Below are 15,235 nucleotides of genomic sequence, written 5' to 3'. Positions count from 1 at the left end.
AGCGGTAGTTCAGTTGGTTAGAATACCGGCCTGTCACGCCGGGGGTCGCGGGTTCGAGTCCCGTCCGCTCCGCCACTGATTTAAGCCTGATGCGAAAGCGTCAGGCTTTTTCGTATTTAATGCTCCCGAAAGTGCTGCGCACTTTTGCCTGCCCCAGTTTCTTTCATGTTATGTAAAGTCGCGGATTCTGCCTGCAAGGTGAAGTTGATCCCATCATCTATCGAAATAGTGGCGTAAATTGTGTATCCTCTCTTTTTGAACGTTGTTTTATTTGGTGTGGGTTGGTTACATGTTAAAGATTGTGTTGGTCGAGGATGACGAGAAGCTGTGTGAGCTATTGGCAAATTACCTTCGGCAGCAGCAGTTTGAAGTGATCACCGTACATGATGGGCTGGAAGCGCCTGATGTGATCATTAACCACCAACCGGATTTAGTGGTATTGGATCTTATGCTGCCTGGTATGGATGGGTTGAGTATTTGCCGCAAGATCCGTGGCAAGGTACAGAGTAAAATTATGATTCTGACGGCGAGTGATGACGATATTGATCATGTCGCCGGGCTGGAAGTCGGTGGCGATGATTTCGTCAACAAGCCAATCAAGCCTCGGGTATTGCTGGCGAGGATCAGAATGCTGCTGCGGCGTGAATTAAATAGTGCGCATCCGGCTCAAGCTGGTGAGAACGAGTCAGCGCCATCGGATGAGCAGGAGCATCGATATGGCTCTCTGACGGTGAATCATCGTAGCCGCAACTGTGAAATGAATGGTGAGGTGGTGAGCCTGACTGACAGTGAGTTTAACTTATTGTGGTTGCTGGCCTGCCATCCTGATGAAGTGCTAACACGGGAATTCTTAGTCATGGAAACCCGAGGCATCAAATATGATGGCCTAGACCGTACCATCGACAACAAGATTGTCACCCTGCGCAAGAAGTTGGGCGATAATCCGTCGCTACCAAGGAAGATCATTACAGTACGCGGAAAAGGATATTTATTCGTACCTGACCGTTGGTAGGTAGGTATTATGAAGCGTCTCTATCTCGAGTTTTTTGTTGGGTTGTCAGGCCTGTTCTTCCTCTGCATTTTGGCCTTTTCCTTTGTAACTCAAGAGCTGACAACTGACTACGAAGCCGAACTGGAAATCAGCCACGTTTCCAGCGTCATGCAAATCCTGGATGATGTTGCCGCTCAGCGAGGCCAGGCCCAGGCAGATAAATTGCTGGCTGGGTATGCTGAGAAAAGCCACCTGACCTATCAGCAATTTAGCTGGGATGAAGTTGGTTTTACCCAATCGGATCGCAATAAGCTGAGCCGTCGCGGTGCGCTGTTTGAGAATGAAAACGAGTATTGGGTTGTCTACGGTGATCAGCAGTGGGTGTATTACCTTCAGCCGGATGTGGAGCAAGATCTCTGGCAGATGCTGGATTTGGAAGTCAAACTTTTGTGGGCCTCCTTTTTTGCCACTTTTGCCCTCTATAGTGCGATCATGCTGAGGCTGTTATCCGGGCGCTTCCGCAAATTGGAGGAGGCCACCATGGCCTTTTCTGATGGCGACTTCAAAGTACGGGCATCGGAGAAAGCCGGTGACCGGGTTGGCCGACTCAATGCTCGTTTTAATCAAATGGCCGATAAAATCTCTGAATTGATCCAAAGCCACAAACATCTGACCAACGCCATTGCCCATGAGCTAAGAACCCCAATTTTCCGGATGCAATGTCAACTGGATCTGTTGGAAGAGTCGGCGTTGAATGCCGAGCAAAAAGGGTATCTGGCTGGCATTTATGATGATATCGATGAGCTGGAGTCACTGATTGAAGAGCTGCTGTACTTTGCCAAGATGGAGCGCTCTGGGGTGACATTGCAGCTCAAGCAGCAGGATGTAGCCGAGGTACTGCAGCGGACGATTGCCCACTGCCAGAAGGATACCAAGCAGGCACTGAGTTTGGAGTGCCCGTCACAATGCTATTTTGATGTTGATGCCCACCATCTAGAACGGGCGGTGTCCAACATTATCCGAAATGCTTTCCGCTACGCGAAACACTGCATTTCTGTAAAAGCGTTTTGCCAACAGGGAGCGCTGATTATTCAAGTCGATGATGACGGCTGCGGTATACCGCCGAGTGAGAGGGAAAATGTCCTCAAACCGTTTTACCGAGTGGGGACTTCCCGTGACAGGCAGTCTGGGGGACATGGGCTGGGGTTGGCCATCGTTGCCCAGGTTGTCGCATTGCATCAGGGGGAAATTCAGATCAGCGAAAGTGAGTGCGGCGGCGCGAGGTTCACTATCCGCTTGCCGCAGGCAAAGTGCCATGTCGCTTGATGCTCTTATAACATTAGAGGAAGGATTCGCTTCCTCTTTTTTAATCACTTTAACTGGCTAGCGCAACAAGATGGAAGAAGGCGACAATCCCGGTGAGCTTGTTGCGCATCGGCTGGTAGTCTGCCGGGCTATTTTCTTTTTCTACCTCCCGTATTTTCTTTTCAGCAAACCAAATAGCGACAAAACCAAATAGCAGAACCAGCACCGACCATACATAGCTCTCCGGTGAATGGAGCAAAACGCCCCAGGCGATCAAGGCAAACAGGTTGCTGAGCAACAAGGCATTGCGGCTGAGGCTGGTTTTCATATGGTCAATGGCATTGCCCCATAAAATGCCTGAAAGAAAGCTCAAGATAACTGCACTGTAGGCAATAAAGACCTTGTGAGGACTGAGGCCAAACATGGATTTATCTGCCCAGATACAGAGCAGGCTGAGTGCAAACGGCACCAAGCCTAAATATGCCAGCCGGGTCATGATTTGGTTGGGTGTAGAAGACATAGTGCGATCCCTCATTATTTGCTTTTAAAAAGCATAGCTTAAGTGATGCACTATAGTTTAAGAGCTGTGATGGTTGGGCGTTTTATTGAGATATGCCCTGAGCACCTGGCTCCATAGCGGTACATAGAAATGGCATGCCCGGTAAAAGAGGTAGGCCGCTGCAAACAGCCCCGAGACTAGGGCACAAAAGTGAACGGATAATCCAACTGTAATCCCAATCAGCATGATGGCGAGCGAAAGCAGTATCGAACGCCAAACATTCTCAATTAAGTAAGCAACCCATGCCCTGAAATTGGTCTCCCTTAGCTTGTAGTGCAGGACAAGTAGGGCGGTGAGATACAAGGCGGGGATCAGGCTGACAAGTGGAAGTGGCCAACCTTGGTAAAGGGTGAAACCAATCAGTAATTTACCAGAAACAGCATAGGTGAGTGCTAGCGAGTGGATAAACTCAAAAGGCAGAATACTAGCGACAGCGAATAAGAAAAGGCCAACAGCATAGACGACGGAACCAGAAAACAAGATGAAATAAACTGGTAAGCCGATGGCAAGGTGAGCTAAAGGGGCAAGTGTCATTGCATGCAGCAGCCACTTTAGCCAAGAAGCATGATTGTCCATTACCACCTCCGTATGCCAATAGGGTATTGGTGAGTATTTTCATCATCCAATAAATAGCTGAATGATGCAACGATATGTATATCTATGTTTGATGGATGTCATTATTGAGTGCATTTGTGAAGATTGTGTTGTTAATGCATGACATATGGGCCTCTGAGGCATTACTATATCCCCGTTTTGATTACTGTTGAGATTAAAAATGAGAAAGCTTTCTCTTGCGGCATGCACTTTTGCACTTCTTTCCTCTTGGTCTGTTTTTGCTTCAACAGATCTTGAGTCGAAATCAGCCCCTGTTTCGTTTCAGGCTGTGCCGGAAATTATGGAAAAGTTTGATGATGCAGGAGAATACCGTAAGAAAGCCGTTACTTTGGGCAGGCTTCCTCATAAGGTTGAAATGGGCAAGCAATTACCTACTTATGTGGCTGGTGAAGATGGTAAGCCGGTATTGGAAACCCAAAACACGGTAACGGATGAAGTAGTGATTGCCCGTAATCCAGCACCCGTTGTTGGTGCTGTTTATAACGAGTGGCTGGTTCCCAAAGAAACATGGCAGTCCACTTATGGTGAACTGCCGATGTTTGATACTTTTATGTCGTTCAAAAGGGTGAAAAGCATAAAAGCTATCCCTATCACTGAAGATATTCTGAGCCTGTTGGGAAGCCTTGATGGCGAAACCGCTGTTATCGATGTCGATTGGAATGATGCCGGTATGAAAGTGTATAAAGATGGTTATCTGACGGACGGTGGTTACGGTATTGCACCGGAAGAAATGCACAGCACTTATGAAAAAATCGAATAATTTACTTGGTTTATAGACTCGCTATTCTATTCGGTTATTTTCCTTGAACTGACCTCACTGATGAGGCTCTTAATCCTGCACCTTGAAGTCACAGGGTATCAGCCTAAATACGAAATCGCCTCGTTTTGAAAGAAACGGGGCGTTTTTTTTCAACGACTTTCATTTTTTTTGGCTCAGATCACGCCAATTTGCTTTTGAGAAGTTTGTTAATTTCCATCTTATGATAAGAGTGTCGTACAAATATTACAATCAGCTGATTGTAATGATATTTACATTGTTTTTAAGTCATCTCTATTGTAATTTTCAGTTGATTTTTGACGCGTCGTCAAAAAATTACTTATATTTAATTGGTGATTTTAAATGGATACTTTATTTAAAGAAAAAGTGATTGAAGTTATTGCCGAGGTTTTAGAACTTGAGCTGGATGAAGTAGGCTTCAATGATGCACTAGTGGATGATTTAGGGGCAGACTCACTCGATATTGTCGATTTATCCTTTTCGCTAGGCAAAGCTTTTCAAGTTCAAATGCCACAGAAAAGTGTTATTGCTTATGCCACAGAGTTATCTGGGGAAGACGGTCTTTTTGTCATGAATGAGCGTCTGACGGAGCACGGGGCTCAGTTGTTGCAGCAAAGTCCATTTAAATATTCTGCTGAGCATGTATTTGAAGGTGCTAGCCTGACAGATGTGTATGTGTCAACGACAGTCTCGAATTGGGCAAGTGTCAGTTTTGCTATAAAAGAGAGTGGCCTTGCTGGGGAGGTGGTTATTCAGCAGTACGTGTCTAGTTTTTGTGAAAAATTAAAAGATACTGTTTAACAGGAACTTAAGGGTTATCATGGAAACTGTTGCCGTAACTGGGCTCGGGGTTGTAACTGGAGATTACCTCGGTGCTGAAGAGCAATTCCTGGCACTGTATAATGGAGAGTCAACAATAAAAAAGGATGCTCGGCTTTCTGTGTTAGGTATCGATAATGTTGTTAGCTCACCAATAAGCAAGTCGGTTATTTCTAAATTAAAAGATAAATATAATATAAGCAGTGAATACAGCCATGAATGTAATTATATTGCATTTGATGCGGTTACGCAGGCAGTTAATTCGGCTAGAATTAAAGTTGATAGTTTAAAAAAGGCCGGACTTTTTTTTGGTATAAATAAATTATTCCCAAACAATCAAGACTTAAATATCCTATGGGATGTTTACCAGAATAAAAATATCTCTGCAGAAGAAAGAAAACATGTATTGCAGCGATTAGAGTACTTAAATCCTGATAAAGTCTCAGACTATCTCTCCTCCCGTTTGGGGCTCGAAGGACCTATTTCAGTGTTTGGTGATGCGTGTGCAGCTGGGGCGGCGGCAATAACGTCTGGCTACCGCCGTATTCAGCAAGGGCAGTTAGATATCGCTATTTGCGGCGCTGCTGAAATAGGGACACAACCCATTATGCAGCTGTTATTTACTAAACTCGGTGCGACGAGTAATACCGTTTTTCCTACCCCGGAGCAAACATCCAGGCCCTTTGATAAAGACCGGGCGGGTTGCGTGCTGGCCGATGCAGCCGCATTTTTGATTCTGGAAAATGCGGAGCATGCCAAACGTCGGGGAAAACAACCACTGGCTTACATTCGCGGGGCTGCGAGGCAAATCGAGTCCTACAAGTTAACGGCGACAAACCCTGATGGCAGCCTGTACCGTGATTGCATTGAGATGGCGCTGGCCGACGCGAAATTGCCGCCGGATGCGATTGACCATATCAGCGCTCATGGTACCTCGACAGTCAGTAATGATCAGGCAGAATCGCGTGCGATAGCCTCTTTGTTTCCTGATTCGACCTCGGTAACGTCTACCAAATCAGCACTCGGTCACTCGTTGGCGGCCAGCGGTGCCATAGAAGCGGTGTTATCCGTTCTCTGTATTGCAAAGCAGCAAGTGCTGCCGACACTCAACTTTTCCGAATCGAAGCCGGAAGAGCCCAGCCTGAATATTGTCAAGCAGGGAAGTCCCCAAATAATCAACCATATTTTGAGTAACTCCTTTGGATTTGGTGGAGAAAACTGCTGCTTAATCTTTTCAAAGGAGGGGCCTTGATATGGCGGTATATATAAGACAAGGGCAACAACAGTTACCGGGAGGTGCTGGGTGGGAGGTGTTCTTTTCGCCAACCCCTCTGCCGCTCACAGCCCTTGATAGCAAGATGAGCTTGGGGCTGGCAAGCCAGGGAGCCTTTTTGGGAGATACGGAGCTTAAACAAGTAGGGGTTTCCCGAATAGTTCGCAAGACCTCGGAGAAGCAATCCCGCTGGGTCATAGAAAACAGTGTCACCAGTTGGCGGAAGCTTATGGGCGAGCAACTCGCTGATGGAAACACCGGCCTATTCCTCGGGCTTGGCACTGTGGATTGTGATGATGATGGCGAGCAGATCGTGTTCCACGGTGATTACAATCAGCTTGCCAGCGAAGGGCTATCTCAAATCAAGCCCCTTTCAGGCCTGACTTTGCTCAACTCGACTACTGCCAGCCATATTGCGGAGCTGTTGCAGATCACCGGGGTTAACGGGGTGTACTCGCCCCATGCTGATGCCGGGGGGAATGCTATTGCAGAAGCCTATTTCAATCTCTGCGAAGGGCAGTGTGAGTTGGCCTTGGTGTCTGGAGGTAGCCCCAAAATTTCCCCGTGGTATTTCCTTGCATACCAGTCGGCCCTGTCGACGTTTGCTAAACAGGCTTGGTTTCCCGCGGAGGCGGTCTCGACAGCTTTGCTCAGTTGCAATCCGGATTTGGCGGAAGGGTGTTTGTTGGGAGTACAGCGGGGGTTTAGCGCCAGCTTCGAGGTAAACCACGCTGCGCTTGACCTCATGTCATTGCATTTGTCCCCTCAGCTGGCGGGCCAATCTTCCGGCCCATTGCGGCAAATTATCCATGTCGGCCATCCCGAAGTCGCGCAGCAGATGGCTGAGCAATGCCGCCGCTTTTATCCCGACGCTCATCATTTGTTGCTGGACAGGCAGATCGGCACAGCGGGGCCGGCAGGCTCCGTGGTGGGTTTGAACCTCGCGTTGGAAATCATTAAACGGCAGACATTGATGAGTAACGAGCAAGGGGCGCTCGAGACCGTCGACTGTGATGTTGGCGATTGCCGGCATGTCGTGGTGGCTTGTTACGGCTTGCTGGGGCAGCAGGTCTTTGCCCTTGTTGGGGATGTGGCAGCTGCGGAAGAGGCGGAAGGCAACAGAAAAGGAGCCAAGGATGATTGATCAAAAGGTTGTGATCACCGGAATGGGGGTGATCAGCAGCTTTGGTTTTCAGCTGGAAGACTTTTGGCAGGCGGTTTCTACGGGCCGAAGTGGGATCTCGCAGTGGCCAAGCGTGGCAGGGACAGAATTCCCCGTACAATATGCGGCGGGTATCAATATGCTTGATCTCATGCAGGCATTTCCTGATTGGCAGCCGTGTGACGAGCCTCTGGAGAGGCGCACACTTTTTGGAGCGCTGGCTGCACAGCAAGCATTGGTCGATGCAGGCATCGATTGTGGTAACGGCGTCGGGGTGTTCAGCTGCAGCGGTGTGCCCGAAATCAATGATGACGAGCTTGTTCAGGTTAACAATCATGGTATCCAAACCGTATCGCAACAAGGCGTGGTAACAAAAGCCAACCAGTTTTCGGCCCTGCGCAGTGGCAATGACAACCTGAGTATTCAGATCGCCAAGCAATGCGGGACAACTGGGCCGGTTGTGAATATCAACGGAGCTTGCGCTGGGGCTGCTCAGGCAATCGGTGCCGCCTTTAAGGCAATACGGCGGGGTGAGATTCAGCAGGCCCTGGCTGGCGGGGCGGATTCGGTACTAAATGCCCGAACGATGTCAGGCCTGTACTTACTGGGGGCGACGGCCACGGGAAACCGTAAGGGCGCTCAACTTTGCTGCCCCTTTGATATAGACCGTGCTGGCCTCGTTGCAGGAGAAGGCGGCGCTTACCTGCTGCTGGAAAGCGAGGCTTCTGCTAGGGCCCGCGGAGCAAGGATCTATGCAGAGGTACAAGGTTACGGGAGCTCTATGGATGCCTATAAAGTCACGGCACCTCGTCCTGATGGCAAAGGGGCACAAGCCGCAATGGAAAAAGCATTGGCTGATGCAGGACTGGCTGCTGAGGCGATTGATTATGTTAACGCCCACGGCACGTCTACTCCGCTCAATGACAAAATAGAAACAGCGGCCATCAAAGCCATATTCGGCCGGGGCGATGAAATGGAGGGGAATACTGCGTCATTGCCTTTGGTGTCCTCCACCAAATCAATGATCGGGCATTGGATATCGGCGGCCGCGGCGCCGGAAGCGGTAGCCACGGTTCTGGCGATTTACCACGGCCTCGTCCCCCCAACGATTAACCTGCAATCGCCGGATCCTCTCTGCGATTTAGACTATGTCCCGGAAGTTTCTCGGCCACTCTCACTCGCACATTGCCTGTCGAATTCATTCGGCTTTGGTGGCATCAACTCCTGCTTGGTATTGGGTATTTACAATGAATAAATCTGCAATTGCTGTCACCGGGGTGGGTGTGGTGCTGCCCGGGGCAGAGCCTAGCTCAGCCGGAAAGGAACAGCCTGAACTAGCTTTGATCCCGAGGAAATTACGGCGCTTTTCGGCCCGATCGATCCCCGCGGCCGTAAGGGCATGCCAGTTGGCGATTGAGATGAGTGCCCTCGGGCAGCAGGCTCTGTGTGAAAAGGCTACCTTGTACACCTCGCAAAGTGGTTACCAGCACCCTGATTTTGATGACTTTGTCGATGCTCTAAAGGGGTGGGATCGCGATGGTGATCCATCTCTGATAGCGACGCTGTGGCAGTCGCGGCAAGTGAACCCCTTTCTCATTACCCGGGCTTTGAGCAACAACCTGGTCGGCATCATCAGCCAGATCTGGAAGCTGAAAAATGACGGGGTGGCGTTCATCAGGGATCAGGTTGGGTCTGCGGCGGCACTGGATGAAGCATTCTTCCAGTTGCAAGCAGGGTATGCGGATGTGGCCATCGTGGTGATTTCCGGCTGCGCTGAGGATTGTTATTCAGCCGTTGCCGAGCAGAAGCCATTTCCCGCTAATGCGGAACATTCAGGCGCAGCCGTGTTGATTCTCGAATCCGAAAGCCATGCGACAGAGCGTGGTGCAAGCGTGCAGGCATGGCTGGAGGACTATTCCTCCCACAAGCCGCCGACGAGTTGCCCGCTTGACGGGCCTCACTTCCGTGAGCAGAAAGGTTTGGAGTGGGCGGGCATTGTGATGTCCGTAGCACAGACCATAAAGCACTTGGCTGACGATCGTTTCGAGGGGAGATGGGCTGTTGAGTCAGGCAGCGGCAAGACGCGCAAAGCGCTGGCTGTTCTAAAAAGGAATTTCACATGAACCACTATTTGCAATACTGCAAGCCATCATTATCTAGTGCCCTGATGAGTATCGGGCTGGACAAAACCTATCACCGTGCGCAGGGCCAATACCTTTACTACAAAGATAGCCACGGGGGCGAAAAAGCCGTGCTGGATCTGCTGGGCGGATACGGTGCGGTGCTGCTTGGCCACAATGACCCCGCCCTCAAGCAGCGGGCCATAGAGTTACTGCAAGCCGATACCCCCATGCATCACCAATTTTCTATACGCAGCGGGGCAGGGGGCTTGGCTGAGAAGTTGCAGCCGCTGTTGAAGAAAGAAACTGGCTGGCCGGATGATTTCCGCTGCGCGTATACCTCTACCGGGGCTGAAAGTGTCGAAATAGCCATCAAGCACAGCGAAATGATCCGCGGTCATAAATTGGATCTGCTCTCGCAACAGTCGGAGCGGGCTTTGGAACAAGCCGCTCTTGCTTGGGAGCAAGGGGAGGAGGTGTCCCTGTCGCTCTCTGAAGAACAAACGCAGGCCCACCCAACGTTGCAGGGGGCCTCCCGCGATAAGTTGCTGGCCTATATACGAGATTACAATGCGAACGTATTGCAGCAACCTCCGGTTTTTATTGCCCTGAACCACGCTTTCCACGGCAAGCTAACGACGTCCATCCAGCTGACGCACGGCGCCATGTATCGACAGCCTTTCCGTCGTTTAGGCCTGCGAACGGAATTTGCCTCGATCGCCCAGCTCGATGCCCTGTGCCGGGGGGAGGAGGCGTGGATTGCGCTGCCCGAGCTGTTGCTCCCCAAGAAAACCAAAAGCGGCTGGCAGCTTGCAGGCGTCCCAGTGCCGCGGGTAGCTGCAGTATTGGCAGAGCCGGTACAGGGTGAAGGTGGGGTCTATGTGCTAACCGAATCTGATGCGGAGGTATTGCACCGGGTCCGGGATAAGCTAGGCTGCCCGCTGATTGCTGACGAGGTGCAGTCCGGCAGCGGTCGGTGCGGCTCATTGCTTGCCGGTAGCCAAATAGGTCTGAAGCCTGACTATGTCGTCCTGTCCAAGGCGCTGGGGGCGGGGCTGTCTAAGCTTGGGGTCGTTGCAATCCGCTCGGGCCAATACGCTGATGGCTTTGATATCCTGCAAAGTTCAACCTTTGCCGAGGACGAAATGTCCTGCCAACTGGCCGCGGCCTACCTGGATCGACTCTTTGAGGAAGAGGGGCGCGTCCTTGCTAAGGTACGTGATCTGGGAGAGCTCCTGCTTGGCGCCCTCAAGGGGCTTCACCACCGCTATCCCGATGTCATCAAGGATATTCGAGGAAAAGGGTTGCTGCTCGGTATCGAATTCCACTCCCAGGAGAATGCCCCTGCGCACTTGATCCGTACCTCGGCCTACCAGGGCGCGTTGGGCTATTTGCTCACCGGTCATTTGCTCAATGAGTACGGGATAAGGGTAGCCCCTCCGGCCAGTGCCGGCAGTGTGCTTCGGATCGAACCAACAATTTTGCTTACCCAGCCGCAGATCGATGAGCTGCTTTATGCTCTTGACCGCGTGTGTCTGGCGATGAGGTACCAAGATACAGGTTTCTTGATGCATTTTCTGGTGCATGATGAGCCTCATCCGACACGTGAGCCCAAAGATTTCCGCTCTTGGTATTCGACGCTCGGTCTTGATGTTGACTATTCAATGCCGGCCGATAGCAAAGTGGCGTTTGTAAACCACCTTATTTCCAGCGACTGGCTGCGGCAGGTCGACGCTTCCCTTCAGCATTGGACAGATGCGCAATGTGATGAGCTAGTCAGGCGATTCGCCTTTGACAAACGGGTAGCCCCTTTTGCACCGGTCAGGATACGCTCCACCCAAGGGCAAAGTGTGGACTTTGTCTTGTATCCCATCAATGCCACCTCCCAGCAAATCAGCGAGCAGCTTGAAGGCAGCCAGCTTGAGCCACTTCGCCACGCGATAGACGAAAGGTTGGCGGCCGCAAAAGCGGACGGTTGTACGCATGCCGGGCTGGGGATGTTTACATCCATAGTGATGAATAACGGGAAGGCGGCGCAAACGGCCGGTATATCCCTGACAACGGGGAATGCGCTGACCATTGCCATGGCTCACGAAGCATTGCTTAACGCAGCAGAGCAGCGTGGGGAGCCCTGTAAAACAGCAGCGGTCATAGGGGCTGCCGGCAATATCGGTTCGGTCTATAGTCTTCTTGCCGCTGAGCACTGCCAGCAACTGATTTTGGTCGGGAGTGGGCGGCAAGGCTCGGAAAAACGCCTGCTGAAAGTTGCTTACCAAACCTATCAAGCCGCGTGGGAAACGCTGCTGAGTGAAGGGCTTTCGGGGCGGGGAATTGCATCCGCCCTCCGGCCGCACAAAGAAGCGATTGCCGCCAGATTGCAAGCCACTTCGGGTAGAGCCGTGGGGGAAACCATCTTTGACTGGTGCCAGGAGCATTTGGCTGATGCACCGGTACGGGTTTCGACGGATCTTGGTGCCGTCAGCCTGGCTGATACGGTTATCTGTGCATCGAACGCCTCCGATGCCTTTATTGATATCGGTACCATTCAGCAAAATGCCATTGTCTGTGATATCGCAGTGCCGCATAACCTCTCTGACAGCGCGCTTCAGGAGCGCCCCGATATTCGGTGTATCCGGGGAGGAATTGTCCAAACACCCCATAGCGAAAGCCTGGATCCCCGAGTGCGGGCCTATCTTGACGAAGGCCAAATCTATGCCTGCATGGCAGAAACGGTAGTGCTGGGTATGGAGCAGTACCCCACCCACTATTCATACGGCAACTTATCCAAGGCACAAGTGAAATGGATTGCCCAGAGAGCGCGTGAGCATGGAATGACGCTGGGAAGCGTCAAGGTATCGGAGTCGATGTAATGGAAAGGAATGAAAACAACGCGAGACCGGTAGCCGTTATCACCGGGGCGACGCGTGGGATTGGGCGCAGTATTGCTCAGGCGTTTATTGGCCAAGGCTACGATATCGCGTTTTGCTACCGCAGTAATGATGTTGAAGCCTTATCGCTGATGGCTGAAGCCGAGTCTGCGGGAAGTCGGGTGGTTGCGAGCCGCTTGGATGTCAGTGACGAGTCTGCCGTGCTGGGCTTTTTCGAAAAGATAGAGCAGCAGTTTGGCCGGCTGGATGTATTGGTCAATAACGCCGGCCAGACACGAGATGGCCTGTTGGTCAGTATGGAAAAGAAAGATATGGACGATGTGCTGGCAACCAATGTGGTCGGCACCCTGCTTTTTTGCCGCGAAGCGGTCAAATTAATGTTGCCTGCACGGTGTGGCAGCATCATCAATCTCTCTTCAATCACGGCTACCAAGGCCAATAAGGGACAGACCAATTATGCCGCGTCCAAGGGGGCCGTCGAAGCGTTAACACGGGCGCTGGCAGTGGAAGTCGGAAAGAAAGGGATCAGGGTCAATGCAGTAGCGCCTGGGGTTATCAAAACAGAAATGGCAGGTGAGTTGTTAGGTAACTTCGAGAAGCAATTAAAACAGCGCCTATTGGCTAGGACGTTCGGTGAACCGAACGATATCGCAGCGGCGGTACTGTTTTTGGCCCGACCTGAAAACCACTACATCACAGGGCAGGTACTGACTGTTGATGGTGGAATTACACTGGGGTAGCAGGGGGAAGAATGATGAAAGGGAAAGTGGTCATTACCGGGGCGGCGAGTGGTATTGGTGCGGCGGTGCTGAAATCGGAGCTGGAGCGGGCTGAGCACCATATCGTGGCGATTGATATCGACCAGTCTGGGTTGGACGCCATGAAAAAGTCGCTGACCGATGAAGAACTAAGCCGTATTACTTTTTGCTGCTTGGATCTGGCAGACCGTCCGGCCATGCAGGCTGCGGTGGCTGATTTTTGCCAGGGCGAAGCGGGCATTGACAAGGTCGTGATCAGCCATGCGCTGAGCAATGAAAACCAAATTGGCCAACAGTCGGTTTGGGACAGGGTCTTGGATGTCAACCTGCATGCGACCCAACGCTTGCTTGCCGCCGTTGAGCCCTCTCTGAATGCTGGTGGCAGAGTGGTGATCTTATCCTCGGTACTTGGCAAGGCTGGGAAAGTGGCAAACTCGGCGTATTGTGTGTCCAAGCACGGCTTGCTTGGGCTGGTGAAAAGCCTGGCCTTGGACTGGGCCCCCAGAAAAATCACGGTAAACGCTGTCATGCCTTGCTGGGTGGATACCCCAATGTTGCGACGTGAGTTAGCCCCTCAGGCAGATGCCCTGGGGATCTCCGTGGAGCGGATGATCCGCCAAATCAAAAAGCGGATCCCCCTAAAACAGCTAGTCAAAGACTCTGATGTGGCCGATACCGTGGCATTCCTTACTTCACCGGCGGCGGCGATGATCACGGCACAGGGAATTGTCATCGACGGAGGTTTCGGATGTGGCGTTTAGCGGCGTTTAGCAGCCTGGTAGCGGGGGGGATGATAGCCCAGGGGGTACAAGCCAGCGAGTGGTATGTGGAGCCCAGGGTATCGATTGCTGCATCATATCGGTTGCATGGTAGTGAAACCTTGACCTCCCAAGTGAATGCAGCGGGGCTGAAGCTGGAGTACTACGGCGACTCTCTGTCTTTGAACTTTGACGGAGAGCTGCAATACGACGCGGTGTTTGATTGGAATAATCAATACAGCCGTGAAGCTCGCGACGAGTACGGCACTAGGGGATGGATAGATGAAGCGTATTTGTCTTGGGGCTGGAACATGTGGTCCTTCTACCTGGGATACCAGAAAGTCGTCTGGGGGGAGGCCGACGACCTTCGGGTAACCGATGTTGTCAATCCATTAGATCTCAAAGATTTTGTGTTGTTTGATATTGACGATTACCGGATCAGCCAACCTATGCTGCGTACTGAGTCTACTCTGGGTGACTGGGACGTGGAGTTGCTGTGGGTATTTGAATCCGAGCCTAATCAACTAGCGGCAAGCGGCAGCGAATTCGCGATGCCTGTTTTAGATGGGATCCCGCTTGATGAACCAAGTGGTAGCGAGTTCGGCTTTCGTTTCTCGACGATTCTGTATGATGCGGATGCCAGTTTTTATGGTTTTTCTGGTTATCAGGATGACCCTGTTTTGGTTAGTGGAGGGGGGCCGCTAGCCGGCCAATATTACAACCAGCGCATGTTGGGGAATAGCTTGTCATTTTCGGCTGGGGATTTCATTTTTCGCACCGAATTAGCGTGGTTCTACCAGCAAAGCTACGGCACCCTTTCTTTTGAACGTGAGAAGCACAACACGACCCAGGGACTGCTTGGTATTGATTACCTCTACCGTGATTGGCTGATAACGGGCCAAGTGTCAGACAGGTATATCAGCGGTTGGCAGTCACAGCTTGCCGTTCCTGAGTCAGATGCCATCTATACCCTCTCGGCTGAAGGCAGCTTGTTTGCCAGTAAATTAACGGCGAGATTTGCCGCAAGCTATGCTGACTCCAATGGGGGAGGCGGGTTATACCAAATGAAACTGTCCTATGTTCCGGCGAGTGACTGGAAAATGCAATTTAATGTTGACTTGCTTAATGGCGAGAAAACCAACTTTTTTGGTCAATATAAAAGCAATGACAGGGTTTGGGTCTCAACAACTTATTATTTTTAAGGTGATA

At 51.3% G+C, this 15,235-nt stretch carries 14 protein-coding genes; 12 read left to right on the top strand and 2 right to left on the bottom strand.

Translation table 11 applies throughout. The features are described from left to right. The first annotated feature begins 289 nt into the window (after nt 1-289). Complete coding sequence (locus R2X38_RS25510) at nt 290-1,012, top strand: response regulator (RefSeq protein ID WP_317525164.1); 723 nt, start codon at nt 290-292, stop codon at nt 1,010-1,012. 9 nt (nt 1,013-1,021) lie between these two features. Continuing rightward, on the top strand, nt 1,022-2,317 hold the full coding sequence (locus R2X38_RS25505; protein WP_317525163.1) for an ATP-binding protein: 1,296 nt from the start codon (nt 1,022-1,024) through the stop codon (nt 2,315-2,317). 49 nt (nt 2,318-2,366) lie between these two features. Here the strand turns inward: R2X38_RS25505 and R2X38_RS25500 are convergent, their stop codons facing one another. Further along, nucleotides 2,367-2,816, bottom strand: a complete 450-nt coding sequence (locus R2X38_RS25500) for a DUF3429 domain-containing protein (RefSeq protein ID WP_317525162.1) — start codon at nt 2,814-2,816, stop codon at nt 2,367-2,369. Between the two features lie 57 nt (nt 2,817-2,873). Further along, complete coding sequence (locus R2X38_RS25495; RefSeq protein ID WP_317525160.1) at nt 2,874-3,431, bottom strand: hypothetical protein; 558 nt, start codon at nt 3,429-3,431, stop codon at nt 2,874-2,876. Between the two features lie 199 nt (nt 3,432-3,630). Between R2X38_RS25495 and R2X38_RS25490 the strand changes: the two genes are divergently transcribed. From R2X38_RS25490 to R2X38_RS25445, 10 genes are all read left to right on the top strand, one after another. Further along, nucleotides 3,631-4,230, top strand: a complete 600-nt coding sequence (locus R2X38_RS25490; RefSeq protein WP_317525159.1) for a hypothetical protein — start codon at nt 3,631-3,633, stop codon at nt 4,228-4,230. Nucleotides 4,231-4,590: 360 nt separating this feature from the next. Beyond that, nucleotides 4,591-5,049: an acyl carrier protein gene (locus tag R2X38_RS25485; RefSeq protein ID WP_317525158.1), complete on the top strand. Its 459-nt coding sequence runs from the start codon at nt 4,591-4,593 to the stop codon at nt 5,047-5,049. A gap of 19 nt (nt 5,050-5,068) precedes the next feature. Further along, the gene (locus tag R2X38_RS25480) at nt 5,069-6,319 is read left to right on the top strand and encodes a beta-ketoacyl-[acyl-carrier-protein] synthase family protein (protein WP_317525157.1); all 1,251 of its coding nucleotides are present in this window, start codon (nt 5,069-5,071) and stop codon (nt 6,317-6,319) included. Between the two features lies 1 nt (nt 6,320). Beyond that, entirely contained in the window at nt 6,321-7,484 is a 1,164-nt protein-coding gene (locus R2X38_RS25475; protein ID WP_317525156.1) for a beta-ketoacyl synthase N-terminal-like domain-containing protein, read from the top strand. Continuing rightward, complete coding sequence (locus tag R2X38_RS25470) at nt 7,477-8,757, top strand: beta-ketoacyl-[acyl-carrier-protein] synthase family protein (RefSeq protein WP_317525155.1); 1,281 nt, start codon at nt 7,477-7,479, stop codon at nt 8,755-8,757. Before R2X38_RS25475 ends, R2X38_RS25470 begins: the two co-directional genes overlap by 8 nt. Then, nucleotides 8,714-9,625 carry a hypothetical protein gene (locus R2X38_RS25465; RefSeq protein ID WP_317525154.1) on the top strand — a complete coding sequence of 304 codons (912 nt, stop codon included), beginning with the start codon at nt 8,714-8,716 and terminating at the stop codon, nt 9,623-9,625. Before R2X38_RS25470 ends, R2X38_RS25465 begins: the two co-directional genes overlap by 44 nt. Further along, the gene (locus tag R2X38_RS25460) at nt 9,622-12,492 is read left to right on the top strand and encodes an aminotransferase class III-fold pyridoxal phosphate-dependent enzyme (protein ID WP_317525153.1); all 2,871 of its coding nucleotides are present in this window, start codon (nt 9,622-9,624) and stop codon (nt 12,490-12,492) included. Before R2X38_RS25465 ends, R2X38_RS25460 begins: the two co-directional genes overlap by 4 nt. Further along, the gene (locus R2X38_RS25455) at nt 12,492-13,250 is read left to right on the top strand and encodes an SDR family NAD(P)-dependent oxidoreductase (RefSeq protein ID WP_317525152.1); all 759 of its coding nucleotides are present in this window, start codon (nt 12,492-12,494) and stop codon (nt 13,248-13,250) included. Before R2X38_RS25460 ends, R2X38_RS25455 begins: the two co-directional genes overlap by 1 nt. Nucleotides 13,251-13,261: 11 nt before the next feature. Then, the gene (locus R2X38_RS25450) at nt 13,262-14,029 is read left to right on the top strand and encodes an SDR family NAD(P)-dependent oxidoreductase (RefSeq protein ID WP_317525151.1); all 768 of its coding nucleotides are present in this window, start codon (nt 13,262-13,264) and stop codon (nt 14,027-14,029) included. Next, complete coding sequence (locus R2X38_RS25445; RefSeq protein WP_317525150.1) at nt 14,017-15,228, top strand: hypothetical protein; 1,212 nt, start codon at nt 14,017-14,019, stop codon at nt 15,226-15,228. Before R2X38_RS25450 ends, R2X38_RS25445 begins: the two co-directional genes overlap by 13 nt. Nucleotides 15,229-15,235: the final 7 nt, after the last annotated feature.

It is taken from the genome of Photobacterium rosenbergii (assembly GCF_033022775.1).
Taxonomy (GTDB): Bacteria; Pseudomonadota; Gammaproteobacteria; order Enterobacterales; family Vibrionaceae; genus Photobacterium; species Photobacterium rosenbergii_A.
Note: the sequence above shows the minus strand (reverse complement) of the source record. Positions and strands in the feature narration are given on the sequence as shown.

Excerpts from the sequence above, each read along its gene's own strand:
- R2X38_RS25510 (WP_317525164.1), top strand. The coding sequence starts at position 290 with ATGTTAAAGATTGTGTTGGTCGAGGATGACGAGAAGCTGTGTGAGCTA.
- R2X38_RS25505 (WP_317525163.1), top strand. The coding sequence starts at position 1,022 with ATGAAGCGTCTCTATCTCGAGTTTTTTGTTGGGTTGTCAGGCCTGTTC.
- R2X38_RS25500 (WP_317525162.1), bottom strand. The coding sequence starts at position 2,816 with ATGTCTTCTACACCCAACCAAATCATGACCCGGCTGGCATATTTAGGC.
- R2X38_RS25495 (WP_317525160.1), bottom strand. The coding sequence starts at position 3,431 with ATGGACAATCATGCTTCTTGGCTAAAGTGGCTGCTGCATGCAATGACA.
- R2X38_RS25490 (WP_317525159.1), top strand. The coding sequence starts at position 3,631 with ATGAGAAAGCTTTCTCTTGCGGCATGCACTTTTGCACTTCTTTCCTCT.
- R2X38_RS25485 (WP_317525158.1), top strand. The coding sequence starts at position 4,591 with ATGGATACTTTATTTAAAGAAAAAGTGATTGAAGTTATTGCCGAGGTT.
- R2X38_RS25480 (WP_317525157.1), top strand. The coding sequence starts at position 5,069 with ATGGAAACTGTTGCCGTAACTGGGCTCGGGGTTGTAACTGGAGATTAC.
- R2X38_RS25475 (WP_317525156.1), top strand. The coding sequence starts at position 6,321 with ATGGCGGTATATATAAGACAAGGGCAACAACAGTTACCGGGAGGTGCT.
- R2X38_RS25470 (WP_317525155.1), top strand. The coding sequence starts at position 7,477 with ATGATTGATCAAAAGGTTGTGATCACCGGAATGGGGGTGATCAGCAGC.
- R2X38_RS25460 (WP_317525153.1), top strand. The coding sequence starts at position 9,622 with ATGAACCACTATTTGCAATACTGCAAGCCATCATTATCTAGTGCCCTG.
- R2X38_RS25455 (WP_317525152.1), top strand. The coding sequence starts at position 12,492 with ATGGAAAGGAATGAAAACAACGCGAGACCGGTAGCCGTTATCACCGGG.
- R2X38_RS25450 (WP_317525151.1), top strand. The coding sequence starts at position 13,262 with ATGATGAAAGGGAAAGTGGTCATTACCGGGGCGGCGAGTGGTATTGGT.
- R2X38_RS25445 (WP_317525150.1), top strand. The coding sequence starts at position 14,017 with ATGTGGCGTTTAGCGGCGTTTAGCAGCCTGGTAGCGGGGGGGATGATA.